A 24701-nucleotide genomic window follows, 5' to 3' on the forward strand; every position below is an offset into this window, starting at 1 on the left:
TGTAGGAGCTGCCGAAGGCTGCGATCTTTTGCTTTTAACGGAGGGTAAAACACAATGCGTGTCTGGATCGATGCCGACGCCTGCCCGCGGGCGGCCAAGGATCTGGTGGTGAAGTTCGCGCTCAAGCGTCAGTTCGAAGTGGTGCTGGTGGCGGGGCAGCCGCAGATAAAGCCGGGGCTGGCGCTGGTGAAACTGATTGTGGTGCCCAGTGGCCCGGATGCGGCCGATGATTATCTGGTCGAGCACGCGGTGCCGGGTGAGCTGGTGATTTGCAGCGACGTGCCGCTCGCTGATCGCCTGGTGAAGAAGGGCGTATCGGCCCTCGATCCGCGAGGCAAGGAATTCGATGCGCAGAACATGGGCGATCGCCTGGCGGTGCGCAACCTGTTCACCGATCTGCGCGAGCAGGGACAAATGAGCGGCGGGCCCGCGCCGTTTGGCGAGCGCGAGAAGCAAGCGTTTGCCAATGCGCTGGACCGGATCCTGACCCGGCTAACCCGCAAATCCTGATCCTTGCGCAAAACCCTGTGGGAGCGAGCCTGCTCGCGATGGGGCCGGCGCATCCAGCATTAATGTCGATGGATAGACCGCAATCGCGAGCAAGCTCGCTCCCACAATGGGATAGCGTCAGGCGTCGTTTTCGTGGGTGAGTTCGAGGACGCGATCCACCAGTTTGTTGATCCCGGAAGCGGCTTCGCTGATCGATTGCGCCAGCATGTACGCCGGGGTGCTCACCAGTTTGCGTGCCTTGTCTTCAACAATGTCGGTCACCGCGCAGTCGGCGTGGGTCGCGCCCATTTTGTTCATGGCCGCTGCAGTGTCGGTGTCATTGCCGATGGTGCAGGTCACGCCCGGCCCGTAAATCTTCGCGGCCAGCGCCGGGGAAATGCAGATCAATCCGACCGGTTTTCCCGCTTCGGCAAAGGCTTCGGTCAGCGCCAGGACATCCGGCTGCACCGTGCAGCCGGCGCCTTCGATGGCGAAGTTGGACAGGTTCTTGGCCGCGCCAAAACCGCCGGGCACGATCAACGCATCGAAGTCCTCGACGTCGGCCTCACGAATATCCTTCACGTTACCCCGAGCGATCCGCGCCGACTCCACCAGCACATTGCGCGACTCGGGCATTTCTTCGCCAGTCAGGTGGTTGATCACGTGCAACTGGGCAATATTGGGAGCGAAACACTGCACCTGAGCACCACGCTGATCGAGTCGCAGCAGGGTAATCACGCTTTCGTGGATCTCGGCGCCGTCATACACACCACAGCCGGAAAGGATCACTGCAATTTTTTTGCTCATGGGTTTTTCTCCAGATTCATGGCGTTAAATGTCCACTAATTTGTCACTCGTTGCCATAGGGTTAATTCGCAGCTACACCTAGCATCTGTCCTCAAGATTCCGATCAGGGCGCGTCATGGACTTCATTCTGTATGCGGTGCCGTTTTTCTTTGTGCTGATTGCCGTCGAACTGCTGGCCGACCGTTGGCGCGGGGTGAGCAATTATCGGGTAGCCGACGCGATCAACAGCATCAGCACCGGCGTGTTGTCGACCACCACGGGCCTGTTGACCAAGGGCGTGGGGCTGGTGACTTATGCGTTGGCCCTCAAGCATCTGGCGCTGTTCGAGCTCTCGGCGGACAGCGTCTGGGTCTGGGTATTCGCCTTCGTCCTCTATGACTTCTGCTACTACTGGCTGCACCGTATGGGCCATGAACGCAACATCCTCTGGGCCGCGCATTCGGTGCATCATCAGAGCGAGGACTACAACCTCTCCACGGCGTTGCGCCAGACCAGCACCGGCTTCCTGTTGAGCTGGATTTTCTACCTGCCAATGGCCGTGCTCGGCGTGCCGCTGCTGGTGTTTATCAGCGTCGCGGCACTCAACCTGCTGTATCAGTTCTGGGTGCATACGCGACACATTCCCAAGCTCGGCTGGTTCGAGTGGTTCTTCGTCACGCCGTCCAATCATCGGGCCCACCATGCACAGAACGCTCTCTACATGGATCGCAACTACGGCGGGGTGTTCATTATTTGGGACCGTCTGTTTGGCTCGTTTCAGGAAGAGGACGATAACGAGCCGGTGATTTTCGGCGTGACCACACCGCTGGCGAGCTGGAATCCGTTGTGGGCCAACGTGCAGTTCTACGTGCAGCTGTGGGATGACGCGCGACGTGCCGAGAGCATGTGGGACAAGTTGCGGATCTGGTTCATGCGCACCGGGTGGCGGCCGGCGGACGTCGCGGCGAAATACCCGATGAGCAAACCGGACCTGAGCCAGTTCCGCAAATTCGAGGTGCCGCTGGACGGCCGTCAGCAGATCTATGTCTTGCTGCAGTTCGGCGTCTACATCGCGTTGGGCAGTTACCTGATGAACTTCGAGCCGAACCTGCCGACCGCTGCGTTGGTGCTCGGCTGGAGTGCGGTGGCGCTGGGGTTGTTTACGTTGGGCGTGGCCCTGGAGAATCGCCCGTGGGCGTTGAAACTGGAGCTGCTGCGGCTGGCATCGAACGTGCCGCTGATATGGCTGGCGCCGGTGGTCGGGCTGTGGCCGGCCAGCGCGGCGGGCTGGGTCGGCCTGCTGAGTTACAGCCTGCTCAGCGTCATCGGTCTCTACTGTTGCAGGAACCGTTTTACTCGGTGGGCGTCTTGATGTCGGCGGCTTTGGCCTGCTCGGCTTTCAAGGCCTGCTCGTCGGCGTAGACCTTCCGGGCCAGACGCGCATTCTTGAAACGCCGGCGCAACCACAGCACCACGCCCAGCACCAGCAGGGCGCCGAGCACCCACAGCTCGTACTTCTTGACGCTGCCCAGCATGCCTTCCAGCACCGCGCCGAAGTGATAGGCAGCGGCGGCCAGCGCGGTCGCCCAGATGGCTGCACCAATTCCGTTGAGTACCAGATAACGTCCCGGCGGATAGCCCGACAGGCCGATCGCCACCGGCATCACCGTGCGCAAACCGTAGACAAAACGGAAGCTCAGCACCCAGATGTCCGGGTGCCTGCGGATGTGTTCCAGAGCCCGGTCACCCATCATCTGCCAGCGGGGCTTGCGCGCCAGCAATTTGCGGCCGTGCTTGCGTCCCATGAAGTACCACAGCTGATCGCCGGCATAACTGCCGCAAAACGCCACGACCACCACCACGTTGATGTCCATGTATCCACGGAACGCGAGGAAGCCTGCGAGCACCAGAATGGTTTCGCCTTCGAAGAACGTGCCGAGAAAAAGGGCAAAGTAGCCGAAGTCATGCAGAAATTGTTGGAGCATTGTCTGGGTGCTGGCGAAATGAACGCGCAGCCTAACCCTTCGGGCCCATTCATGAAAGTGTCCAAATGTGTCTCGACGTGAACATTTCCTACAAGGACAATGGAATGCGACTACCTGTCACAGGGGTGCACATAACTGTAATACGACGGTCATAATGGCCGCTTATAACTGTCACGCTCGCCCGCCAGCGCGGGCTCAGGAGTTTGCCGTGAGCTTTACCCCCGCCAATCGTTTGTTCCCTGCAACCCGCTTGCGTCGCAACCGACGTGATGATTTCTCGCGCCGACTGGTTCGTGAAAACGTCCTGACCGTCGACGACCTGATCCTGCCAGTGTTTGTGCTGGACGGTGAAAACCGTCGTGAAGCGGTGGCCTCGATGCCGGGCGTTGAGCGCCTGACCATCGATCTGTTGCTCGAAGAAGCGGCCAAGTGGGTCGAGCTGGGGATTCCGGCGGTGGCGTTGTTTCCGGTCACGCCGGCCGAACTCAAATCGCTGGACGCCGCCGAAGCGTGGAACCCGAACGGTATTGCCCAGCGCGCCACTCGCGCATTGCGCGCGCAATTCCCTGAGCTGGGTGTGATCACCGACGTCGCACTCGACCCGTTCACCACCCATGGTCAGGACGGTATTCTCGACGAAGCGGGCTACGTGCAGAACGACATCACCGTCGACGCGCTGGTCAAGCAGGCCCTGTCCCACGCCGATGCCGGCGCTCAGGTGGTGGCCCCGTCGGACATGATGGACGGTCGCATCCAGGCGATCCGCGAAGCCCTTGAACTGGCCGACCACGTCAACGTGCGGATCATGGCCTATTCGGCCAAGTACGCCAGCGCCTATTACGGCCCGTTCCGCGATGCGGTGGGTTCGGCGTTGAACCTGGGCAAGGCCAACAAGGCCTCCTATCAGATGGACCCGGCCAACAGCAACGAAGCCCTGCACGAAGTGGCGGCGGACTTGTCAGAAGGCGCGGACATGGTCATGGTCAAGCCAGGCATGCCGTATCTGGACATCCTTTACCGGGTCAAAGAAGAATTCAAAGTGCCGACCTTTGTCTATCAGGTCAGCGGTGAATACGCCATGCACATGGCGGCGATCCAGAATGGCTGGTTGAGCGAAGGGGTTATCCTCGAATCCCTGACCGCTTTTAAACGTGCAGGCGCTGATGGCATCCTCACTTATTTTGCCGTTCGTGCTGCTCAATTGTTACGAGAGCAACAATAGCCCTCCCAGGAACATTCGATGAATACCGAAGGACTCACTGAAGTTGCCGTAAAAGATGCTCAACCCGTGGTCGAGCAAGTCGCCGAAACCCCGCCGGAGCTGGAGTCAGCTGCACCCGCGGTGGTGGCCGAGCCCGTTACTGCGGCGGCGCCGGCGATTGCCATTCCCGGCCTGGATGACAGCAGCCTGTACATCCATCGCGAGCTCTCGCAACTGCAGTTCAACATCCGCGTGCTGGAACAGGCGCTGGACGAGTCCTACCCGCTGCTGGAACGGCTGAAGTTTTTGCTGATTTTTTCCAGCAACCTGGACGAGTTCTTCGAGATTCGCGTCGCCGGCCTCAAGAAGCAAATCACCTTCGCCCGTGAACAGGCCGGCGCTGATGGCCTGCAACCGCATCAGGCCCTGGCGCGGATCAGCGAGCTGGTGCACGGTCACGTTGACCGTCAGTACGCGATTCTCAACGACATTCTGTTGCCGGAACTGGAAAAACATCAGGTCCGCTTCATCCGTCGCCGGCACTGGACCACCAAAATCAAAACCTGGGTCCGCCGTTTTTTCCGCGACGAGATCGCGCCGATCATCACCCCGATCGGCCTCGACCCGACGCACCCGTTCCCGTTGCTGGTGAACAAGAGCCTGAACTTCATCGTCGAGCTCGAAGGCATCGACGCCTTCGGTCGCGATTCCGGTCTGGCGATCATCCCGGCCCCGCGCCTGTTGCCCCGTGTGATCAAGGTCCCGGAAGAAGTCGGTGGTCCTGGCGACAACTATGTATTCCTGTCGTCGATGATCCACGCGCACGCCGATGACCTGTTCCAGGGCATGAAGGTCAAGGGTTGCTACCAGTTCCGCCTGACCCGAAACGCCGACCTTTCGGTCGACACCGAAGACGTCGAAGACCTGGCCCGCGCCCTGCGCGGCGAGTTGTTCTCCCGTCGCTACGGTGACGCGGTGCGTCTGGAAGTCGCCGACACCTGCCCGAAACACCTGTCCGACTACCTGCTCAAGCAATTCAACCTGCACGAGACCGAGTTGTATCAGGTCAACGGTCCGGTCAACCTGACCCGCCTGTTCAGCATCACCGGCCTCGACAGTCAGCGCGACCTGCAATACCTGCCGTTCACGCCGCAGATCCCGAAACTGCTGCAGAACAGCGAAAATATTTTCAGCGTGGTCAGCAAGCAGGACATCCTGTTGCTGCACCCGTTTGAATCGTTTACGCCTGTGGTCGATTTGCTGCGTCAGGCGGCGAAAGATCCGCATGTATTGGCGGTCCGTCAGACCCTGTACCGTTCCGGTGCCAACTCGGAAATCGTTGATGCGCTGGTCGATGCCGCGCGCAACGGCAAGGAAGTCACGGCGGTGATCGAATTGCGTGCGCGGTTCGACGAAGAGTCCAACCTGCAACTGGCCAGCCGTCTGCAAGCGGCCGGTGCGGTGGTGATCTACGGCGTGGTCGGCTTCAAGACCCACGCCAAGATGATGCTGATTCTGCGTCGCGAGGCCGGCGAGATTGTGCGTTACGCGCATTTGGGTACCGGCAACTACCACGCGGCCAACGCCCGCCTGTATACCGACTACAGCCTGCTGACCTCTGACGACGCCTTGTGCGAAGACGTCGGAAAATTGTTCAGCCAGTTGATCGGCATGGGCAAAACCCTGCGCATGAAAAAGCTCCTGCATGCGCCGTTCACGCTGAAGAAGGGCATGCTCGACATGATTGCCCGGGAGACTCAGTTCGCCCTCGACGGCAAGCCGGCGCACATCATCGCCAAGTTCAACTCGCTGACCGATCCGAAGATCATCCGCGCGCTGTACAAGGCCAGCCAGTCTGGTGTGCGCATCGATCTGGTGGTGCGCGGCATGTGCTGCCTGCGTCCGGGTATTGCCGGGGTTTCGCACAACATTCACGTGCGTTCGATCATCGGTCGCTTCCTGGAGCACACCCGGGTTTTCTACTTCCTCAATGGCGGTGAAGAGCAGATGTTCCTGTCCAGTGCCGACTGGATGGAGCGCAACCTCGACAAGCGCGTCGAGACTTGCTTCCCGGTCGAGGGCAAGAAACTGATCATGCGGGTGAAGAAAGAGCTGGAGCTGTACCTGTCCGACAATACCCACAGCTGGAGTTTGCAGGCGGACGGTCGCTACATCCGCAATACGCCGACCGGCAACCAGAACCCGCGCAGCGCGCAGGCGACGTTGCTGGAGCGGTTGGGGAGTCCGATTCTGGCGGTGCGTTAACCCTCACGCGGCAAACAAAAATGGCGATCCCTGCGGATCGCCATTTTTTGTTTCCACTCCCATCCCCTGTAGGAGTTGCCGAAGGCTGCGATCTTTTGATCTGGCGTCCATCCAGACAACGCGTTGCCTGGGAGAAAGATCAAAAGATCGCAGCCTTCGGCAGCTCCTACGGGTGATTGCGTGTTTATCGCACGTTCAGGGTGAAGCCGACCCGTGTCAGCCATTCCGCTTCCAGCGCGAAATCAGCCTGGGTCAGTTGGTTTTCGTCCAGCCAGTTCTCCGGAAACAACACGTCCAGGCTGTCGCCGTGGGCTTGCAGCGCGACCTGAGGCATTTCCTGGGTGCCGCGGATGTGATGGAACAGGATCGCAAAGCGTAGCAGCACGCACAGGCGAATCAGCTTGATGCCGTCATCGCCGAAATCAGCAAACTTGTCCTTGGGAATATTACGGCGGTGCCCACGCACCAGCAGGGCGAGCATTTGCTGGTCTTCGCGGGAGAATCCGGCAAGGTCAGAGTGCTCGATCAGATAAGCGCCGTGTTTGTGGTAGTGATAGTGAGCGATGTCCAGGCCCACTTCATGGACCTTGGCGGCCCAGCCCAGCAGTTCGCGCCAGACCCCGTCATCCAGGTCCCAATCCTCGGCCACCTGATCGAACGCATGCAACGCTTTGCGCTCGACGCGCGCGGCTTGTTCCAGGTCGACGTGATAACGCTCCATCAGAGAACTGAGCGTGCGCTCCCGCACGTCCTCATGATGATGGCGACCCAGCAAGTCATAGAGCACGCCTTCACGCAGAGCGCCTTCGCAGTGATCCATGCGTTGCAGTTCGAGGGCATCGAAAATCGCTTCGAGAATCGCCAGGCCCGCCGGGAAGATCGCTCGGCGGTCAGGCTTGATGCCTTCGAAATCGATTTTTTCGGCGTCGCCCAGTTTGAACAGTTTGCGCTTGAGCCAGGCCAGGCCTTCGGCATTCACTTCGCCAGTGCCGTGGCCGCCGGCCTTCAGCGCCAGGCCGATGGCGCGAATGGTGCCCGAGGAGCCGATGGCTTCATCCCAGGTCAGGCGATGCAGGGCGTGTTCGATGCTCATGATCTCCAGCCGCGCCGCCGTGTAGGCCTGGGCGTAGCGGGCCGGGGTGATCTTGCCGTCCTTGAAATAGCGCTGGGTGAAGCTGACGCAGCCCATTTGCAGGCTTTCGCGCAGCAACGGCTCGAAGCGCTGGCCAATGATGAATTCGGTGCTGCCACCGCCGATGTCGGCCACCAGGCGTTTGCCCGGGGTGTCGGCGAGCGTGTGGGAAACGCCCAGGTAGATCAGGCGCGCTTCTTCACGGCCGGAGATGACTTCCACCGGGTGACCGAGGATTTCTTCGGCGCGGTGGATGAATTCGTTGCGATTACGCGCTTCGCGCAGGGCGTTGGTGCCGACGATCCGCACGGCGCCCAGGGGCATACCGTTGATCAGTTGGGCAAAACGCTTGAGACAATCGAGGCCGCGCTGCATGGATTCTTCGCTGAGACGGCGCTCATCGTCGATGCCGGCGGCCAGCTGAACCTTCTCCCCGAGACGTTCGAGAATGCGGATTTCGCCGTTTTGGGCCTTGGCCACGACCATGTGAAAGCTGTTGGAGCCCAGGTCGATTGCGGCGATCAGGGACAGATTCTTGGCTTGGGATTGCGGCATGGTCAGGGGGTCTCGGTCGATAACCTCGACATCGTGCCACGATCAAACGCTGCCGCCAACGCGCAACATTCAAAGCCTTGATCCCGAGCAGGAAAGCCGGTGACCGCTGCGCGGTCAATCGCGGGCAAGCCCGCTCCCACAGGTTATTGCATCGAACACAAAATCTTGTTCCAACACAGAATCCTGTGGGAGCGGGCTTGCCCGCGATGAGGCGATCACAGGCCCTAAAGAACTTTCAGGCTGTAGCCTCAACCGTCCCGATGAAATTCGCCAGCTCCGCCGTCTGCGGCTGGGCAAACAACACCTTCGGATCCCCCACCTCATGCACCTTGCCCTGGTGCATGAACACCAGCTTGTCCCCAACCTCCCGGGCAAAGCGCATTTCATGGGTGACCATAATCAGCGTCATCCCTTCCCTGGCCAGCTGCCGAACCACGCTCAGCACTTCATTGACCAGTTCCGGATCCAGCGCCGAGGTGATCTCGTCGCACAGCAACACCTTCGGCGACATGGCCAGCGCCCGGGCAATCGCCACGCGTTGCTGCTGCCCGCCGGACAACCGATCCGGAAAGGCATCGAATTTCTCCCCCAGCCCGACCCGCTCCAGCATCTCCCTGGCCAATTCCTTCGCTCGACCCTTGGGCACTTTCTGCACCACTTGCGGCGCTAGCATCACGTTTTCCCCCACGGTCAGGTGCGGGAACAGGTTGAACTGCTGGAACACCATCCCGACTTTCTGCCGCAGGTTGCGCAGATCGGCGCGCGCGGCGTCGAGGTATTCGCCGTCGACTTCGATCACGCCATCATTGATCGATTCCAGACCGTTCAGCGTGCGCAGCAAGGTGGATTTGCCCGAGCCGCTGCGGCCGATGATCGCCACCACCTGGCCTTCCTCGACGCTCAGGTCGATGCCTTTGAGCACGTGGTGGTCGCCGTAATACTTATGCAGGGCGGAAATTCTAAGCAGGGGCATGCAGTCTCCTTTCCAGGTAGCGCGCACTGAGGGACAAGGGGTAGCAGAGCAGGAAATACCCGAGGGCGACGAGGCCGTAGACCATGAACGGTTCGAACGTGGCGTTGGCGAGCATGCCGCCGGTCTTGGTCAGTTCGGTGAAGCCGATGATCGAGGTCACGGCGGTGCCTTTGACCACTTGCACCGAAAACCCCACGGTCGGCGCGACTGCAATGCGCAAAGCCTGGGGCAGGATCACGTAGCGCAGTTGCTCCAGCGGATTGAGCGCCAGGCTCGCCGAGGCTTCCCACTGGCCGTGGGGAATTGATTCGACGCAACCGCGCCAGATCTCCGCCAGGTAAGCGCTGGTAAACAGCGTCAGGGCCAGCGCCGCCGCTGCCCACGGCGAAATTTCGACACCGGCCAGCGCCACGCCGAAGAACACCAAAAACAGCTGCATCAACAGCGGCGTGCCCTGAAACAGTTCGATCCAGGTGCGGGCAACGTTGCGCGGCAGGCTTTTCTTTGAAATGCGCATGACCATGATCAGCAGCCCGATCAACCCGCCCCCGATAAACGCCACCAGCGACAGCGCCAGCGTCCATTGCAGGCCCGTGAGCAGGTTGCGTACGACGTCCCAGAACGTGAAATCGCTCATTGGCTGCTCCTTGCGATGAATCGGCGGCCGATCCAGTTGAGTAACTGGCGGATCAGCAGCGCCATGCACAGGTAGAGCAGCGTGGTCAGGGCGTAGGTTTCAAACGCGCGAAAATTGCGCGACTGAATGAAGTTGGCGGCGAAGCTCAGCTCTTCGGTGGCGATCTGCGAACAGACCGCCGAGCCGAGCATCACGATGATGATCTGGCTGCTCAGCGCCGGCCAGACCTTGCCCAGCGCCGGCAGCAAAATCACGTGGCGGAACGCTTCAAACCGGGTCATCGCCAGGGCCGCTGCGGCCTCCAGCTGACCTCTAGGGATCGCTTGAATGCCGGCCCGGATGATCTCGGTCGAATACGCCCCGAGGTTGATCACCATCGCCAGCACCGCCGCCTGCCATTCGGAAATCTGCACGCCAAGCGAGGGCAAACCGAAAAAGATGAAAAACAACTGCACCAGAAACGGCGTGTTGCGGATCAACTCGACGTAGACCCCGAAGATCGCCGAGAACGGGCGAATGTTCCACGCCCGCACCAGCGCACCGATGATGCCAAGGCCCACACCCAGCACCGCGCCGATGGCCGTCAGTTCAAGGGTGAACAGCGCACCGCGCAGCAACAGATCGGTGTTGTGCACCACCGGCAGAAAGTCGAACTGATAGGCCATGTCACCACTCCCGGGCGGCGATCAGAGATCGGCCGGCAGCGGCTCTTTCAGCCACGTCCGGGAGTTTTTTTCCAGCGCACCGTCGGTCTTGGCGGTGGCCAGGATCTGATTGACCTTGCCGAGCAACGCTGGCTCGTTCTTGTTCACGCCGACGTAGACCGGCGAATCCTTGAGTTTCACTTTCAACGCAGGAATGCGTTTCGGATTGCGCTCGCTGATCGCCACCATCACCACGTTGCCGCTGGCGATCAGGTCAACCTGGCCGGCGAGGTACGCGGCGATGGTCGAGTTGTTGTCCTCGAAGCGCTTGATGGTCACGCCTTCGGGGGCGACTTTGGTCAGTTCGATGTCTTCGATGGCGCCACGGGTGACGCTGACGGTTTTGCCCTTGAGGTCGTCGAGGGTTTTGATTTCGGCATCCGGAGGACCGAACACGGCGAGGTAGAAGGGCGCGTAGGCGCTGGAAAAGTCGATGACCTTCTCGCGCTCGGGGTTCTTGCCGAGGCTGGAGATCACCAGATCGACCTTACCGGTGGTCAGGAACGGAATGCGGTTAGTGCTGTTGACCGGCGTCAGTTCGAGTTTGACCTTGAGCTGGTCGGCCAGCAGTTTCGCGGTGTCAATATCCAGGCCGCGCGGTTTCATGTCCGGGCCGACCGAGCCGAACGGCGGAAAGTCCTGAGGCACAGCGACCTTGAGGACGCCGCGTTTGACCACATCCTCCAGACCGTCGGCGTGAGCGGGCGCCTGGCCCAGCATCAGGCTGGCAAACAGGGCGGCAAGGAGGGCGCGGTAACGCAGGGTCATGGCAAATCTCCGGATCGGCGAGGAATGAACACTGCGGATCGACAGAGCACGGGCCGTGCCAAGAAGCGATTTGCCTGGGAGGGCGCTGGATTTGCGGGGCGTGCGCGCGGGTGGAGCCCGAAACCGTCGCAGGCGGCGCGCACCCGCATGGTGCATTTTACCAACGGTAGCCCTGCGAGCCTCGACTTGAGCTATACCCAAAGGCATGCACCACCATAGCGAGACTCAATCAACTGCACCTTCCTGAACGAGGGAAGGGCAGCTATGATGGGCCACGTTTTTTTGCTTACAACCTGGAGACTTCCATGAGCAGCGATCTTATCAAACACGTTAGCGACGCTAGCTTCGAGGCCGATGTACTCAAGGCCGAAGGCGCTGTACTGGTCGACTACTGGGCTGAATGGTGCGGCCCTTGCAAAATGATCGCTCCTGTTCTGGACGAAATTGCCGAAACGTACAAAGGCAAGCTGACCGTTGCCAAACTGAACATCGACGAAAACCAGGAAACCCCGGCCAAGCATGGCGTGCGTGGTATCCCGACCCTGATGCTGTTCAAGAACGGCAACGTGGAAGCGACCAAGGTCGGCGCCCTGTCGAAGTCGCAACTGGCGGCTTTCCTCGACGCCAACATCTAAGCGTCGCTGTAAAGTGTCCGAAAAAAGGCCCCGCATATTGCGGGGCTTTTTCGTTATTGAGGGCTAGACGCTCCGAAACTCAGGTGGTACATTCGGCCCCGCACTGGTTTCTCCATTGCCCCCTGCTAGCCGTCGCCGACGCACTCCTTTTCGAATAAGTACGCGATCCTGTCGCCTTCTCTGCGGCGCGGCCTCATTAAGCCAAAAGCTTAATTTCCCCCCCTCCATAAATGATTACGTCATTCCTATATGAATCTGACTGAACTCAAGCAAAAGCCGATTACCGAACTGCTCGAATTGGCCGAACAGATGGGCATAGAAAATATGGCCCGTTCGCGCAAGCAGGACGTGATTTTCTCCCTGCTCAAAAAGCACGCTAAAAGCGGCGAGGAAATCTCCGGTGATGGCGTGCTGGAGATTCTCCAGGACGGCTTCGGCTTCCTGCGCTCCGCTGACGCTTCCTATCTCGCCGGCCCGGACGACATCTACGTCTCGCCGAGCCAGATCCGTCGCTTCAACTTGCGCACCGGTGACACCATCGTTGGCAAGATCCGCCCTCCGAAGGAAGGCGAGCGTTACTTCGCACTGCTCAAGGTCGACACGATCAACTACGATCGTCCCGAGAACGCGAAAAACAAGATTCTCTTCGAGAACCTGACCCCGCTGTTCCCGACCGTGCGCATGAAGATGGAAGCCGGTAACGGTTCCACCGAAGACCTGACCGGTCGAGTCATCGACCTGTGCGCCCCGATTGGTAAAGGCCAGCGCGGTCTGATCGTTGCACCGCCGAAAGCCGGCAAGACGATCATGCTGCAGAACATCGCTGCCAACATCGCGCGTAACAATCCTGAAGTTCATCTGATCGTTTTGCTGATCGACGAACGTCCGGAAGAAGTGACCGAAATGCAGCGCACTGTGCGCGGCGAAGTGGTTGCCTCGACGTTCGACGAACCGCCAACCCGCCACGTGCAGGTTGCCGAAATGGTGATCGAGAAGGCCAAGCGCCTGGTCGAGCACAAGAAAGACGTGGTGATTTTGCTCGACTCCATTACCCGTCTGGCTCGCGCCTACAACACCGTGATCCCGAGCTCCGGCAAAGTGCTTACCGGTGGTGTCGATGCGCACGCCCTGGAGAAACCGAAACGTTTCTTCGGCGCCGCGCGAAACATCGAAGAAGGCGGTTCGCTGACCATCATCGCCACCGCGCTGGTTGAAACCGGCTCGAAGATGGATGAAGTGATCTACGAAGAATTCAAAGGCACGGGCAACATGGAACTGCCGCTGGATCGTCGTATCGCTGAAAAACGTGTGTTCCCGGCCATCAACATCAACCGTTCCGGCACCCGCCGCGAAGAGTTGCTGACCGCCGACGACGAGTTGCAGCGCATGTGGATCCTGCGCAAGTTGCTGCACCCGATGGACGAAATCGCCGCCATCGAGTTCCTGGTCGACAAGCTGAAAACGACCAAGACCAACGACGAGTTCTTCCTGTCGATGAAACGCAAGTAACACGCAGTTCGCTGCAGCGAAAAGGCGCCCCTTACCGGGCGCTTTTTTTTGCACCACTTTTGTACCAAGAGTGATAACTTCCGCGCCGCAGGGATGTCCCTGTTTGATCAGTTTTGTATCTGAAACGACAAGAGGCATCATGCACACATTTGGCAATCGCCGTGATATCGACGGCCTGCGGGCTTTAGCCGTCATTCCGGTGGTACTTTTTCACTTCGGCTTCAGCACGTTCAGCGGCGGTTTTGTCGGCGTGGACGTGTTCTTTGTCATTTCCGGATTCCTGATCACCAGCATCCTGTTCCGCGAGATCAGTGCGCAGCGATTCAGCTTCGTCGATTTCTGGGCTCGACGGGCGCGTCGCATCATTCCTGCCTTGAGCGTGGTGCTGCTGGCCACCTTGGCGCTGGGCTGGCTGCTGTTGACCGCCAAAGACTTCTCCGAGTTGGGAAGGACGGTTCGTTATCAGTCGCTGTTCATTTCAAATATTTTGTTCATGCGTGAAGACGGTTACTTCCAGCCCGCTTCGGATCTGAAACCGTTGCTGCATACCTGGTCCCTGGCCGTTGAAGAGCAGTACTACATCTTCTTCCCGCTGTTGATGGTGTTGTTGATGCGCCATGTCCGGCATTGGCGCTGGATGCTGTTTGCAGTGTTGCTGGTGTCGTTCGGTTTGAACATCGCTTATATCGACCGCAAGCCCGACATGACTTTCTTCTCCCTGCCGACACGCGCCTGGGAATTGTTGTGCGGGGCGATGCTCGCGGTATTGCCGGCGCCCAAACATGCTGTGAAGCCATGGCTTTATCAGGTAGCAGGGCTGGCCGGGTTAGCGGCGGTGCTGGCGGCGGTTTTCACTTTTGACAAATCCACGGTATTTCCAGGCTGGGCCGCTGCGCTGCCGGTACTCGGTGCCACCGCGCTGATCTGGTCGGGCGCGCAAGGTTCGACGTGGGTCGGTCAGCTGCTGGGCGCGCGAGCGCTGGTGTGGATCGGCTTGCTCTCTTACTCGTTGTATTTGTGGCACTGGCCGGTCTATGTCTACGCCAACGCCATTTCGATCGACGGCATCCAGCCTTGGGAGGCCGCGGGCTGGATCCTGCTGGCGCTCGGGCTGGCATGGTTGAGCTGGCGCTTCGTCGAGCTGCCGTTCCGTGACAAACGCCTGCTGGCGGGACGCAAGCCGGTGTTGGTGGGAGGCTTGCTGGCGATGGCTGCGCTGGCGGTGACCGGCTCCGTCGTGCGCTCGCAGGAGGGTTTCCCTCAGCGCCTGACCGGCAAGGCGCTGGAATATGCGCAGGCGCGCGAATGGCGAGCCGGGCAGATGAAATGCATGCTGGTGACCAAGGACAAAAAACTCGACAAGGCTTGTCTGCTGGGCGGGAACGAAGAGGTTCCAGCGACGCGGCTGGTCTGGGGTGACAGCCACGCCGCGGCACTGATGCCGGCGGTCGAGAACAGCGCCAAGCGCCAGGGCCGCCCGGTTTGGCTCTACAGCATGAGCGCCTGCCCGCCGATCCTCAGCGATGACCCGCGTCAGCGCTGCAAGGATTTCAACGAACAGACCATGGAGCAGGTCCGCCGCCTGCAGATCAAGGATGTGGTGCTGGCCTCCAACTGGAGTCTGTACGTCTACGGTCGCGAGGATGGCGATAAAACGGTGCTGCTCAATTCGCACGACAACACGGCTCAGGCCGAGGCGCGCATGGCCGCTGCGCTCAAGGCACGCGTGGCGGCAATCAGAGAGGCGGGCGCGCAAGTCTGGTTGTTCAAGGAAGTGCCGTTGCAGCGTAAGGGCGCCGTCAGCCGACTGACGAGTCTCGCCCGGGTCGGACGTTCAACCGAGGGGCTGGGTCGCCCGCTGGCCGAGCATCTGGCGCGCCAGCATTTTCTTGCCAGCCTGTTCGACTCGATGAGTGCAGCCGACCCTGGCGTACATGTCATCGATCCGACGCCGCTGATGTGTGCGGACAAGGTCTGCAACATTGAGATCAATGGTCACTCGCAGTACAGGGATGAGGATCATCTGTCGGATAACGGCAGCGCCCGGCTGAGCCCGTTGTTCGCTCCGGTACTACTGGGTACAACCCGAAATTGAGGGCTGCACGCGCTGACGGGCTGCTGTTTGGGCGTCAGAGCAGGTAGGATGTACGCCTATTTTCGGGGTGGCATCTTCAATGAAATTCAAGGACCTTCGGGATTTCGTGCAGCAACTTGAGCAGCGCGGAGAGTTGAAACGCATCCAGATTCCCGTCTCTCCAGTGCTGGAGATGACGGAAGTCTGCGACCGCACGCTGCGGGCCAAAGGCCCGGCGCTGTTGTTCGAGAACCCCACCGGCTACGACATCCCCGTGCTGGGCAACCTGTTCGGCACGCCGGAGCGGGTCGCCATGGGCATGGGCGCCGAAGCGGTCAGCGAACTGCGCGAGATCGGCAAGTTGCTGGCGTTCCTCAAGGAACCCGAGCCGCCGAAAGGCTTGAAAGATGCCTGGTCCAAGCTGCCGATCTTCCGCAAGATCATCGCCATGGCGCCGAAAGTCGTCAAAGACGCGGTCTGCCAGGAAGTGGTCATCGAAGGCGACGACGTCGACCTCGCGATGCTCCCGGTGCAGACCTGCTGGCCCGGCGACGTCGGCCCGCTGATCACCTGGGGTCTGACGGTCACTAAAGGTCCGAACAAGGATCGCCAGAACCTCGGCATCTACCGTCAGCAAGTCATTGGCCGCAACAAAGTCATCATGCGCTGGCTGAGCCATCGCGGCGGTGCGCTGGATTACCGCGAGTGGTGCGAAAAACACCCCGGCCAGCCGTTCCCGGTCTCCGTCGCGCTCGGCGCTGACCCGGCCACCATCCTCGGTGCCGTGACCCCGGTGCCGGACAGCCTTTCCGAATATGCCTTCGCCGGTCTGCTGCGCGGTAATCGCACCGAACTGGTGAAGTGCCGCGGCAACGACCTGCAAGTGCCGGCCACCGCCGAGATCATCCTTGAAGGCGTGATCCATCCGGGCGAAATGGCCGACGAAGGTCCGTACGGCGACCACACCGGTTACTACAACGAAGTCGACAGCTTCCCGGTGTTCACCGTCGAGCGCATCACCCACCGGATCAAACCGATCTATCACAGCACCTACACCGGCCGTCCGCCGGATGAGCCGGCGATTCTCGGCGTGGCGCTGAACGAAGTGTTCGTACCGATCCTGCAAAAGCAGTTCCCGGAGATCACCGACTTCTACCTGCCGCCCGAAGGCTGCTCGTACCGCATGGCCATCGTGACCATGAAGAAGTCGTATCCCGGTCATGCCAAGCGGGTAATGCTCGGTGTCTGGTCGTTTTTGCGACAGTTCATGTACACCAAGTTCGTTATTGTCACTGACGACGATATCAATGCGCGGGACTGGAATGACGTGATCTGGGCCATCACCACGCGCATGGACCCCAAGCGCGACACGGTGATGATCGACAACACGCCGATCGACTACCTGGACTTCGCCTCGCCGGTGTCCGGCCTGGGGTCGAAAATGGGCCTCGATGCCACGCACAAATGGCCGGGCGAAACCACACGTGAGTGGGGCCGGGTCATCGTCAAGGATGAAGCCGTCACCCAGCGGATCGATGCCATCTGGAATCAGTTAGGAATAGATTGATGCGTGTAACTTTGCAGCCCTCCGGAGCAGTGCTAGAGATTCTGCCCGGCGAGCGGATACTCGATGGCGCACGGCGCCTGGGCTATGAATGCCCGCAAAGCTGCCGCAACGGCAATTGCCATGTGTGCGCCGCGCTGTTGGTGGAAGGTCGGGTCGAGCAGGATGGCGGTGTGCGCGACCATGGCGAGTTCTACACTTGCATAGCAGAGCCGCTGGAAGACTGCATCGTGCTGTGGGATGGCGTGCTCGCGCGGGGAGAATTGCCGGTGCGCAGCCTGTCGTGTCAGGTCATCGAGTGCAGGGACGTCGGCGGCGACACCTGGCGCGTCAGCCTGCGAGCGCCGGCCGGCAAACCGCCGCGCTATCACGCCGGTCAGTACCTGATGATCGAGCGCGAGAATGGCGAAAAATCCGCGTTCTCCCTGGCCTCGGCGCCGCACGCCGGGCGCGATCTGCAAATTCACGTGCTGGCGCGCGAAAGCAGTGCGCAAAACCTGATTGCGCAACTTCAGCGCAATCCGATGGTGCGCATCGAGATGCCATTCGGTGACACCCACTTGGCGGAACTGCCGGCCGGCCCGCTGGTGTTGATTGCAGCAGGCACCGGCATGGGCCAGATCCACAGCTTGATCGAACATTGCCGGGCCTCGGGCTTCAAATATCCGGTGCATTTGTATTGGGGGGTGCGTCGTCCCGAAGACTTTTATGAAATCGAACATTGGGATGAGTGGCTGAAACTGCCCAACCTGTTCCTGCATAAAGTCGTCAGCGATCAATGTGGCTGGCAGGGGCGCTGCGGGATGCTGCACGAGGCCGTGTGTGAGGACTTTCCCGATCTGAAAACCTTGCACGTCTACGCCAGCGGTTCCCCGGCGATGGTCTACGGCACGCTGGATGCGTTGGTGGAAGCCGGGATGGATGCGCACCAGATGCGTGCCGACGTGTTCGCCTATGCGCCACGGTCTTGAGCCAGCCCTTGTAGGAGCTGCCGCAGGCTGCGATCTTTTGACTTTGTCTTGAAAATTAAAAGATCGCAGCCTGCGGCAGCTCCTACGGTTTGTATCCTTATAACTCTCTATATAACCTATCGGTATTTATAAAATCATATAAATTTCGGTAGGTTATATCTCATTCAAGTAATTAATTAAGAGTTGCGCCAAGGCGCTTCAATTACTTGAAAACATATGTGCCTTATTGTTACAGCGGTGCGTTCTATTAAGTAATTCATTACCCGCGGGGAGCTGAACGCTATTCGCCATGAGCGCCATTGAATCTGCTTTTTTGAATCTGGCTTACCCTCCGCGGCTCGATCTGGGGCCGCAGCTTACGCACGAACAATTGCTCGGCTCGATGCAGTCGACCATGGCGCGCCACAAGGGTGGGCCGGTCTGGCTGTTTGCGTATGGCTCGTTGATCTGGCGTCCTGAATGCGCGGCGGTTGAACGTGTCCGCGGTCGGGTGCATGGCTATCATCGCGGCTTGTACCTGTGGTCCCACGAACATCGCGGCACGCCGGAAGTGCCGGGCCTGGTGTTTGGTCTGGATCGCGGCGGCTCTTGCAGCGGTTTCGCATATCGCTTGCCCGAAGAACAACTCGACGCGTCGCTGTACGCATTGTGGCAGCGCGAAATGCCATTCCCGTCCTATCGCCCACACTGGCGCTTGCGGGCGTTACGGCACCACTCGCGATTATGTCGAGCAGACCGCCAACGCCCTGCGTAGCCACGCCATGCCAGACCGGAATCTGGAGGCGCGGCTCAAGCGCTGCAAATCAAAGGTCGATCAGGCGATTGCTTCGCGGGTCTGACTGGCGACCTGTTTGTGGTTGTGGGAATTGTTACCTCGGGATCCTTTATGACGTGGTTCTGGCCTGATTAGCGCAAAGCTTTGGGAAACGTCCTGCGCTTGAATGGGAAGCCGTCACGTTATGTAAAAAACCGTCGAGCCTTAACCTGTGTGCGGTTGCCAGATCTGGCTTTCAGTCGCGAAGGAGAGGGTTATGCGGTGCGTTGTGTGCGTGCTTTTGCTGGTGTTGTCGATCGATGTCAGGGCTGCCGAGGTGTTCCTGATTCCGCAGAACAATCCCAAGCCGGTTTACCCCGTGGCGCTTTACCGGACCGGAATCACCGGCATGCTGCGTGTCAGTTTTACCGTCCACGCCGATGGATCGGTGAACACGGTCGAGGCTTCGAAGGACGCTCATCCTGAGCTGGTCGAAGCCGCTCGAACGGCGGTCAGCCAGTGGCGATACAAACCCTGGGCCATTTCCCCTGAACGACCTGCGCAAGTCCAGGTGGTCGCGCCCATGGTTTTCAGGCTGGACGAAAAACTGCCGATTCACGCCAACGAAGAACTGAAAAAGTTAAGTTGTGGCGACGTCGCCAAGGCAGCGCTGCAGCGGGCTGATTTTTCCTGGGTGGACATGCCGGTGTTCATGTGGACCCGCAGTTACTTGACCCACTCCCTCTCGCCCACACAATTGCCGGACGCGAGACGTCTGGCGCTCATCGCCAAACTCAACAAAAGCGTGCCTTCGATTGTTCGCCGGTGTAACACGCATCAGGCGACGCGGTTTGTGCGTTTTCTTCCGGAGGAAATCCGTGAGTTGCTGTGAACGCAAGCGTGGAGCGCGATCCGGTTTTAAAATCGCGTAAACAGAAGGCCAGAACAACTTTATCAGTTGTTCTGGCCTTTTATTGTCCCGCAGTAAATCAGCGAACCTGCACCACCACTTTCCCGACCGCCTTGCGCTGGCCAAGATCGTTGATCGCCTGCGCCGCATTGCTCAACGGATACACCTGCGACACCAGCGGCTTCAGCTTGCCCTCGGCGAACCAGCCAAACAATTGCTGGAAGTTCGCCGCGTTGTCCTGCGGCTGGCGTTGGGCAAACGAGCCCCAGAACACGCCGACCACCGCTGCACCTTTAAGCAGGGCGAGGTTGACCGGCAGTTCCGGAATGCGGCCGCTGGCGAAACCGACGACCAGAAGGCGGCCGTTCCAGGCGATGGCGCGGATGGCCTGGTCAAACAGGTCACCGCCGACCGGGTCGTAGATCACGTCTGCACCCTGGCCGTCGGTCAGGCGTTTGATTTCGTCCTTGAGACTGGTTTCGCTGTAGTTGATCAGTTCATCGGCGCCGGCAGCCTTGGCCACCGCGAGTTTTTCGGCGCTGCTGGCGGCGGCGATCACGCGGGCGCCCATGGCTTTGCCGATTTCCACGGCAGCCAGGCCGACACCGCCGGAGGCGCCGAGAACCAGCAGGGTTTCACCAGGTTGCAGGTTGCCCCGTTGCTTGAGCGCGTGCATCGAAGTGCCGTAGGTCATGCTGAAAGCTGCGGCCGTGTTGAAGTCCATGGACGGCGGAATTGGCAGCACGTTGTAGCCTGGAACGGCGACCTGTTCTGCGAAGCTGCCCCAACCGGTGAGGGCCATGACCCGGTCACCGACTTTCAAGTGGCTGACTTTCTCGCCGACTGCGCTGACCACGCCGGCCGCTTCGCCACCCGGCGAAAAAGGGAAGGGCGGCTTGAACTGGTATTTGCCCTCGATGATCAGCGTGTCCGGGAAATTCACCCCGGCGGCGTGCACCTCCAGCAGGATTTCGTTCTTCTTCGCGACAGGGCTGGCGACGTCTTCCAGCACCAGCGATTCGGCAGGGCCGAAGGCTTTGCACAGCACGGCTTTCATCAGGGCTATTCCTTTGGGAGTGATGGCCGATAAGTGTAGGTGTGTGAGTCGACGGGTCAACGAGCATGCCCCGCCCTGATAGCCAGCCATAAGCTTGTGCTTGCGCGGCGGGTCGTTATGCTAGGCCGCAAACCGGATAAGGAGCGAATTGTGAAAGCGTGGATCATGTTGTTGCTGGCCCTGTCTCTGCCTGTGGCAGCAGTGGCTGAAGAAGCCAAAGAAGGCGAGGCGCCGAAGGTCAATTACATCACCCTGAGCCCGCCATTCGTGGGCAACTATGGGTTGGATGGCACATCGAAACTCAAAGTGTACAAGGCGGACGTGGCGTTGCGGGTGACCGGTGACGAGGCGACCAAACTGGTGAAGGCCAACGAGCCGCTGATCCGCAATCAACTGGTGGCGTTGTTTGCCCAGCAGACCACCGAGGCGATGAACAACGTCGAGGCCAAGGAAAAGCTGCGTCAGGAAGCGTTGAAGCAGACTCAGCAGATCATGAATGACGAAACGGGGAAGCCGGTGGTTGAAGATTTGTTATTCAACAACCTCATCATTCAATAAGTCATTCGCTGGCCGGGCGGGCCCCTTCGCGAGCAGGCTCGCTCCCACAGGGATTTGAGCTGGATGCAAAAATTGCATTCACTGGAGATCATTGTGGGAGCGGGCTTGCCCGCGATGACATTCTGAATAGTGCTGGGTATTTACGGCTTGAGTGCGATAACCGCCGCCCATTGCTCGGCCGTCACCGGCATTACCGACAATCGCGAACCCTTCTGCACCAGCGGCATCTCCGCCAGTGCCGTCTGCTGTTTCAAATAATCCAGCTTCAACACCCTGGAAAACGTCTCGGCATGCGCGACATCTATCGCGCTCCAGGCGTTTTTCTCGGCGGTGGCTTTCGGATCGTAATAATGACTCTCCGGCTCAAGCGCCGTCGGGTCCGGATACGCCGCTTCGACAATTTTGCCAATGCCGGCAATCCCCGGCTCAGGGCAGCTGGAGTGATAGAAAAAGAACGCGTCGCCGACCGCCATGGCCCTCAGAAAATTACGCGCCTGATAGTTGCGAACCCCATCCCAGCGCGCTTTGCCAAGCTTCTCCAGATCGGTGATCGAGAGCTCGTCGGGCTCGGATTTCATCAGCCAGTAGGCCATGGTTTTTGCTCCTTGCGGATCGGGTGGGCAAGTTGTCGGGCAATTTTATGACAAACCGACAGTCGGTTGACGCCAGCGTTTGCGTGTCGGTTCACGTTGACGCAAAATGCCGGCCTTCTAAGCTTGACGCTGCTGCACGGCCTACACCTACAACGGAAACCGCTGCTGTCATCGTGTTGATGTGCCTTTGGGGGGCAATCGATGAAACGCAAACCGGATTTACTATGGATTTTGGTTATTTTGTTCGGCCTGGGCGTCGTGACCACTGGCTATGCCCAAAGCTTGTGGAGCAACAAGACCGATGCGCCGATTGAAATCGCGCAGCAACAGCCGTCGGCCTTCAAGCGCTGAACCTGCCTTTTCGACGCCGCTGATTGCAGTGGCGTCTAGCCTGCGAAATACCCCGCCTTGTCTGTAACCGTTCCCTGCAACGGTACATCCCAGCTCGCTTGAGCCAGTCGTTCGACCTTCTGGCATTCATGGGCCAGCCCCAGTAACGTCGGCTTGCGCCAGGTTTTGCGTCGCGCCAGGTACGCCAGGCTTCGATCGTAAAAACCGCCGCCCATACCCAGGCGTCCGCCTACATCGTCAAACCCGACCAATGGCAACAACACCAGATCCAGTGCCCAGACTTTGCGTTGTCGGGCAAGGTTGTGCCTGGGTTCGAGAATGCGAAAACGATTGGGTTTGAGTTTTTCGCCGGGGCGAATGCGCTGGAACACCATCTTGGTGCGCGGCCAGGCGCTGAGCACCGGCAGGTAGGTCGCCTTGCCCCGGCGTTGCGCCGCGCGCATGAGCAGGCGCGGGTCGATTTCACCGTCGGTGGGTAGATACAGCGAAATGTGTTTTGCGCGCCGGAACAACGGCTGCTGGGCCAGTTGCTTGTACAGCCCGCGGGCGGCCTGGCGCTGTTGACTGGGGGTCAGTGCGCGGCGGGCCTTGCGCAGCATGCGTCGAAGTTGCGGGCGGGGCAGCAGCGCAGGTTCGGTCATGGATAAGGGCTTCGGCAGGGCGGATACATAAAGCGTACCCGTAAAAAAGCCGATGCCGGTATTTAAACCGGCATCGGACTGGAATCAGGCTCCCCGGATGAACCGCTGCTGACTTAGCCCTTGAACCCGAAAGTTCAAGGTGGAAGATGCAGTAGGCTTTAAGGCTTTCCGTCTAGCGGACATGCACACCAGCCCAACGTGCAGCCTCCAGGGTAGTGCGAATCGGCTCAGGGACGTGGTCAACTGGCAAGCACCCCAGGGAGTGCTGCGAGTATAACCCAAGCGGTCGGACGAATCAGCCCTTGGTGACGTCCGGATCAGTGGCGAGCACCAGATCGACGCGATCGAGCAGGTCGCGAACCTGCTCGCGGGTCGAGCCGCTGGCCTGCACGTCCGGGCGTTCTTCCTTGTGCAGAAGATCGTGGGTAATGTTCAGCGCGGCCATGACAGCGATGCGATCGGCGCCGATGACTTTGCCGCTGCTGCGGATTTCGCGCATCTTGCCGTCCAGGTAACGGGCAGCGCTCACCAGGTTGCTGCGCTCTTCCTGGGGGCAGATGATCGAATATTCTTTGTCGAGGATCTGCACGGTTACGCTATTGCTTGAACTCATGAGTCTTGCTCCAGGGCCTTGAGGCGCGAAATCATCGATTCGACCTTACGCCGGGCGATTTCGTTTTTTTCAATGAGGTGAGCGCGTTCCTCGCGCCAGGTCTTTTCCTGAGCTAATAGGAGTCCGTTTTGGCTCTTAAGTTGCTCGACCCGATTAATTAGCAATTCGAGTCTCGCCATCAGCGCTTGCAGGTCGGTGTCTTCCATTGTCTTCACTGTCTGATGGGTGTCGGACTTTGTAGGAGCGAGCTTGCTCGCGATGAGCCCGAGAACGCCGCGGGTGTCAGGTACCCAGCGTCATGTTCGTCGACCATCGCGAGCAAGCTCGCTCCTACAGGGGTAGTCGATGTAGGATACAAGGCCTTCATTCTAGACATAGCGCCGTCTGGCGCCTAGCTGCCCATGCCCATTCAGAATTCTCCGTACCAAGCCTTCGCCACTCTGCTGACTTCCAGCGGTCATAACGTCTCGCCTGCCGAACTGCACGGCCTGCTGCTCGGCCGCAGTTGCGCCGGTGCCGGTTTCGATGCCGAAGGCTGGCTGGTTGACGCCGCCGAGCTGCTCGAAAGCGAGCCGCAGGACAACGTTCGCAATGCCCTGATCGGCTTGCAAGCGATGGTCAAGGGCGAGCTCACCGGCGACGACGTGACTGTCGTTCTGCTGCTGCCGAGCGACGACGAACCGCTGGCTGATCGTGCCGTTGCACTGGGCCAGTGGTGCCAGGGTTTCCTCAGCGGTTTCGGCCTGAACTGCCGTGACAGCAGCATGCTGAGCACTGAAGCCACCGAAGTGCTGCAGGATCTGGCCGCCATTTCCCAAGTGCAAGACGCGCTCGAAGAGTCCGACGACGGCGAAAGCGATTACATGGAAGTCATGGAATACCTGCGCGTCGCGCCGCTGCTGCTGTTTTCCGAAACCCGCAAGCCGGACGCACCCGCTGCCGCCAAGCCGTCGTTGCATTAATCGCGTGACAGGGA

General features: G+C 59.8%; 25 protein-coding genes, 1 other RNA gene and 1 pseudogene. 14 read left to right on the forward strand and 13 right to left on the reverse strand.

Annotated elements, in window-relative coordinates:
- Positions 1-54 precede the first annotated feature (54 nt).
- Positions 55-510, forward strand: coding sequence for a YaiI/YqxD family protein (locus F8N62_RS23835; protein ID WP_028623832.1), 456 nt, complete (start codon positions 55-57; stop codon positions 508-510).
- Between the two features lie 117 nt (positions 511-627).
- Here F8N62_RS23835 and elbB read toward each other — a convergent pair whose 3' ends face one another.
- Complete coding sequence (gene elbB / locus F8N62_RS23840) at positions 628-1296, reverse strand: isoprenoid biosynthesis glyoxalase ElbB (protein WP_150712969.1); 669 nt, start codon at positions 1294-1296, stop codon at positions 628-630.
- A 115-nt stretch (positions 1297-1411) separates the two neighbouring features.
- Between elbB and F8N62_RS23845 the strand changes: the two genes are divergently transcribed.
- Positions 1412-2647, forward strand: coding sequence for a sterol desaturase family protein (locus F8N62_RS23845; RefSeq protein ID WP_150712970.1), 1236 nt, complete (start codon positions 1412-1414; stop codon positions 2645-2647).
- On the opposite strand, the gene F8N62_RS23850 is transcribed toward F8N62_RS23845, so the two are convergent.
- The gene (locus tag F8N62_RS23850) at positions 2628-3260 is read right to left on the reverse strand and encodes a DedA family protein (protein WP_150712971.1); all 633 of its coding nucleotides are present in this window, start codon (positions 3258-3260) and stop codon (positions 2628-2630) included. The genes F8N62_RS23845 and F8N62_RS23850 overlap by 20 nt on opposite strands.
- A gap of 208 nt (positions 3261-3468) precedes the next feature.
- Between F8N62_RS23850 and hemB the strand changes: the two genes are divergently transcribed.
- Both hemB and ppk1 read left to right on the forward strand, forming a co-directional pair.
- On the forward strand, positions 3469-4482 hold the full coding sequence (gene hemB, locus F8N62_RS23855; protein ID WP_150712972.1) for a porphobilinogen synthase: 1014 nt from the start codon (positions 3469-3471) through the stop codon (positions 4480-4482).
- 18 nt (positions 4483-4500) lie between these two features.
- On the forward strand, positions 4501-6726 hold the full coding sequence (gene ppk1 / locus F8N62_RS23860) for a polyphosphate kinase 1 (RefSeq protein WP_150712973.1): 2226 nt from the start codon (positions 4501-4503) through the stop codon (positions 6724-6726).
- Between the two features lie 184 nt (positions 6727-6910).
- Here ppk1 and ppx read toward each other — a convergent pair whose 3' ends face one another.
- From ppx to F8N62_RS23885, 5 genes are all read right to left on the reverse strand, one after another.
- The gene (gene ppx / locus F8N62_RS23865; protein WP_150712974.1) at positions 6911-8413 is read right to left on the reverse strand and encodes an exopolyphosphatase; all 1503 of its coding nucleotides are present in this window, start codon (positions 8411-8413) and stop codon (positions 6911-6913) included.
- A 235-nt stretch (positions 8414-8648) separates the two neighbouring features.
- Entirely contained in the window at positions 8649-9386 is a 738-nt protein-coding gene (locus F8N62_RS23870; RefSeq protein WP_150712975.1) for an amino acid ABC transporter ATP-binding protein, read from the reverse strand.
- Positions 9373-10023 (reverse strand): amino acid ABC transporter permease, encoded by a 651-nt coding sequence (locus F8N62_RS23875; RefSeq protein WP_150712976.1) that lies wholly within the window; start codon positions 10021-10023, stop codon positions 9373-9375. Before F8N62_RS23875 ends, F8N62_RS23870 begins: the two co-directional genes overlap by 14 nt.
- Positions 10020-10688, reverse strand: coding sequence for an amino acid ABC transporter permease (locus F8N62_RS23880; protein ID WP_150712977.1), 669 nt, complete (start codon positions 10686-10688; stop codon positions 10020-10022). Before F8N62_RS23880 ends, F8N62_RS23875 begins: the two co-directional genes overlap by 4 nt.
- A 21-nt stretch (positions 10689-10709) precedes the next feature.
- A complete protein-coding gene (locus tag F8N62_RS23885; protein WP_150712978.1) occupies positions 10710-11495 on the reverse strand; it encodes a transporter substrate-binding domain-containing protein in 786 nt (261 codons plus the stop codon).
- A gap of 305 nt (positions 11496-11800) precedes the next feature.
- On the opposite strand from F8N62_RS23885, the gene trxA reads away from it, so the two are divergent.
- From trxA to F8N62_RS23920, 7 genes and pseudogenes are all read left to right on the forward strand, one after another.
- Complete coding sequence (gene trxA / locus F8N62_RS23890) at positions 11801-12130, forward strand: thioredoxin TrxA (protein WP_003206727.1); 330 nt, start codon at positions 11801-11803, stop codon at positions 12128-12130.
- Positions 12131-12379: 249 nt separating this feature from the next.
- Positions 12380-13639 carry a transcription termination factor Rho gene (gene rho, locus F8N62_RS23895; protein ID WP_007942421.1) on the forward strand — a complete coding sequence of 420 codons (1260 nt, stop codon included), beginning with the start codon at positions 12380-12382 and terminating at the stop codon, positions 13637-13639.
- 139 nt (positions 13640-13778) lie between these two features.
- Entirely contained in the window at positions 13779-15734 is a 1956-nt protein-coding gene (locus tag F8N62_RS23900; protein WP_150712979.1) for an acyltransferase family protein, read from the forward strand.
- A 79-nt stretch (positions 15735-15813) separates the two neighbouring features.
- Positions 15814-17280 carry a 4-hydroxy-3-polyprenylbenzoate decarboxylase gene (gene ubiD, locus F8N62_RS23905; protein WP_150712980.1) on the forward strand — a complete coding sequence of 489 codons (1467 nt, stop codon included), beginning with the start codon at positions 15814-15816 and terminating at the stop codon, positions 17278-17280.
- Complete coding sequence (locus F8N62_RS23910; RefSeq protein WP_150712981.1) at positions 17280-18248, forward strand: CDP-6-deoxy-delta-3,4-glucoseen reductase; 969 nt, start codon at positions 17280-17282, stop codon at positions 18246-18248. Before ubiD ends, F8N62_RS23910 begins: the two co-directional genes overlap by 1 nt.
- 289 nt (positions 18249-18537) lie before the next feature.
- Positions 18538-19087 (forward strand): annotated as a pseudogene (locus tag F8N62_RS23915) (gamma-glutamylcyclotransferase).
- A 192-nt stretch (positions 19088-19279) separates the two neighbouring features.
- Positions 19280-19894 carry an energy transducer TonB gene (locus tag F8N62_RS23920; RefSeq protein ID WP_150712982.1) on the forward strand — a complete coding sequence of 205 codons (615 nt, stop codon included), beginning with the start codon at positions 19280-19282 and terminating at the stop codon, positions 19892-19894.
- A gap of 97 nt (positions 19895-19991) precedes the next feature.
- Here F8N62_RS23920 and F8N62_RS23925 read toward each other — a convergent pair whose 3' ends face one another.
- Positions 19992-20969 carry an NADPH:quinone oxidoreductase family protein gene (locus F8N62_RS23925; protein ID WP_150712983.1) on the reverse strand — a complete coding sequence of 326 codons (978 nt, stop codon included), beginning with the start codon at positions 20967-20969 and terminating at the stop codon, positions 19992-19994.
- A 150-nt stretch (positions 20970-21119) separates the two neighbouring features.
- Here F8N62_RS23925 and F8N62_RS23930 point away from each other — a divergent pair, with 150 nt between their 5' ends.
- Positions 21120-21527, forward strand: a complete 408-nt coding sequence (locus F8N62_RS23930) for a flagellar basal body-associated protein FliL (RefSeq protein WP_150712984.1) — start codon at positions 21120-21122, stop codon at positions 21525-21527.
- A gap of 140 nt (positions 21528-21667) precedes the next feature.
- Here the strand turns inward: F8N62_RS23930 and F8N62_RS23935 are convergent, their stop codons facing one another.
- Positions 21668-22120, reverse strand: coding sequence for an EVE domain-containing protein (locus F8N62_RS23935; RefSeq protein WP_150712985.1), 453 nt, complete (start codon positions 22118-22120; stop codon positions 21668-21670).
- Positions 22121-22321: 201 nt separating this feature from the next.
- On the opposite strand from F8N62_RS23935, the gene F8N62_RS31570 reads away from it, so the two are divergent.
- Entirely contained in the window at positions 22322-22471 is a 150-nt protein-coding gene (locus F8N62_RS31570; RefSeq protein WP_166655959.1) for a hypothetical protein, read from the forward strand.
- Positions 22472-22506: 35 nt separating this feature from the next.
- Here the strand turns inward: F8N62_RS31570 and F8N62_RS23940 are convergent, their stop codons facing one another.
- The 4 genes from F8N62_RS23940 to F8N62_RS23955 form a co-directional block, all read right to left on the reverse strand.
- Positions 22507-23112, reverse strand: a complete 606-nt coding sequence (locus F8N62_RS23940; RefSeq protein WP_150712986.1) for a 5-formyltetrahydrofolate cyclo-ligase — start codon at positions 23110-23112, stop codon at positions 22507-22509.
- An 86-nt stretch (positions 23113-23198) separates the two neighbouring features.
- Positions 23199-23377, reverse strand: a non-coding RNA gene (gene ssrS, locus F8N62_RS23945) — 6S RNA.
- A 30-nt stretch (positions 23378-23407) separates the two neighbouring features.
- Positions 23408-23725, reverse strand: a complete 318-nt coding sequence (locus F8N62_RS23950) for a cell division protein ZapA (protein WP_007942435.1) — start codon at positions 23723-23725, stop codon at positions 23408-23410.
- A complete protein-coding gene (locus F8N62_RS23955) occupies positions 23722-23931 on the reverse strand; it encodes a TIGR02449 family protein (RefSeq protein WP_003213954.1) in 210 nt (69 codons plus the stop codon). Before F8N62_RS23955 ends, F8N62_RS23950 begins: the two co-directional genes overlap by 4 nt.
- A 195-nt stretch (positions 23932-24126) precedes the next feature.
- On the opposite strand from F8N62_RS23955, the gene F8N62_RS23960 reads away from it, so the two are divergent.
- Positions 24127-24687 carry a YecA family protein gene (locus F8N62_RS23960; RefSeq protein ID WP_150712987.1) on the forward strand — a complete coding sequence of 187 codons (561 nt, stop codon included), beginning with the start codon at positions 24127-24129 and terminating at the stop codon, positions 24685-24687.
- Positions 24688-24701: the final 14 nt, after the last annotated feature.

It is taken from the genome of Pseudomonas fluorescens, assembly GCF_902497785.1.
Lineage (GTDB): Bacteria > Pseudomonadota > Gammaproteobacteria > Pseudomonadales > Pseudomonadaceae > Aquipseudomonas > Aquipseudomonas fluorescens_BO.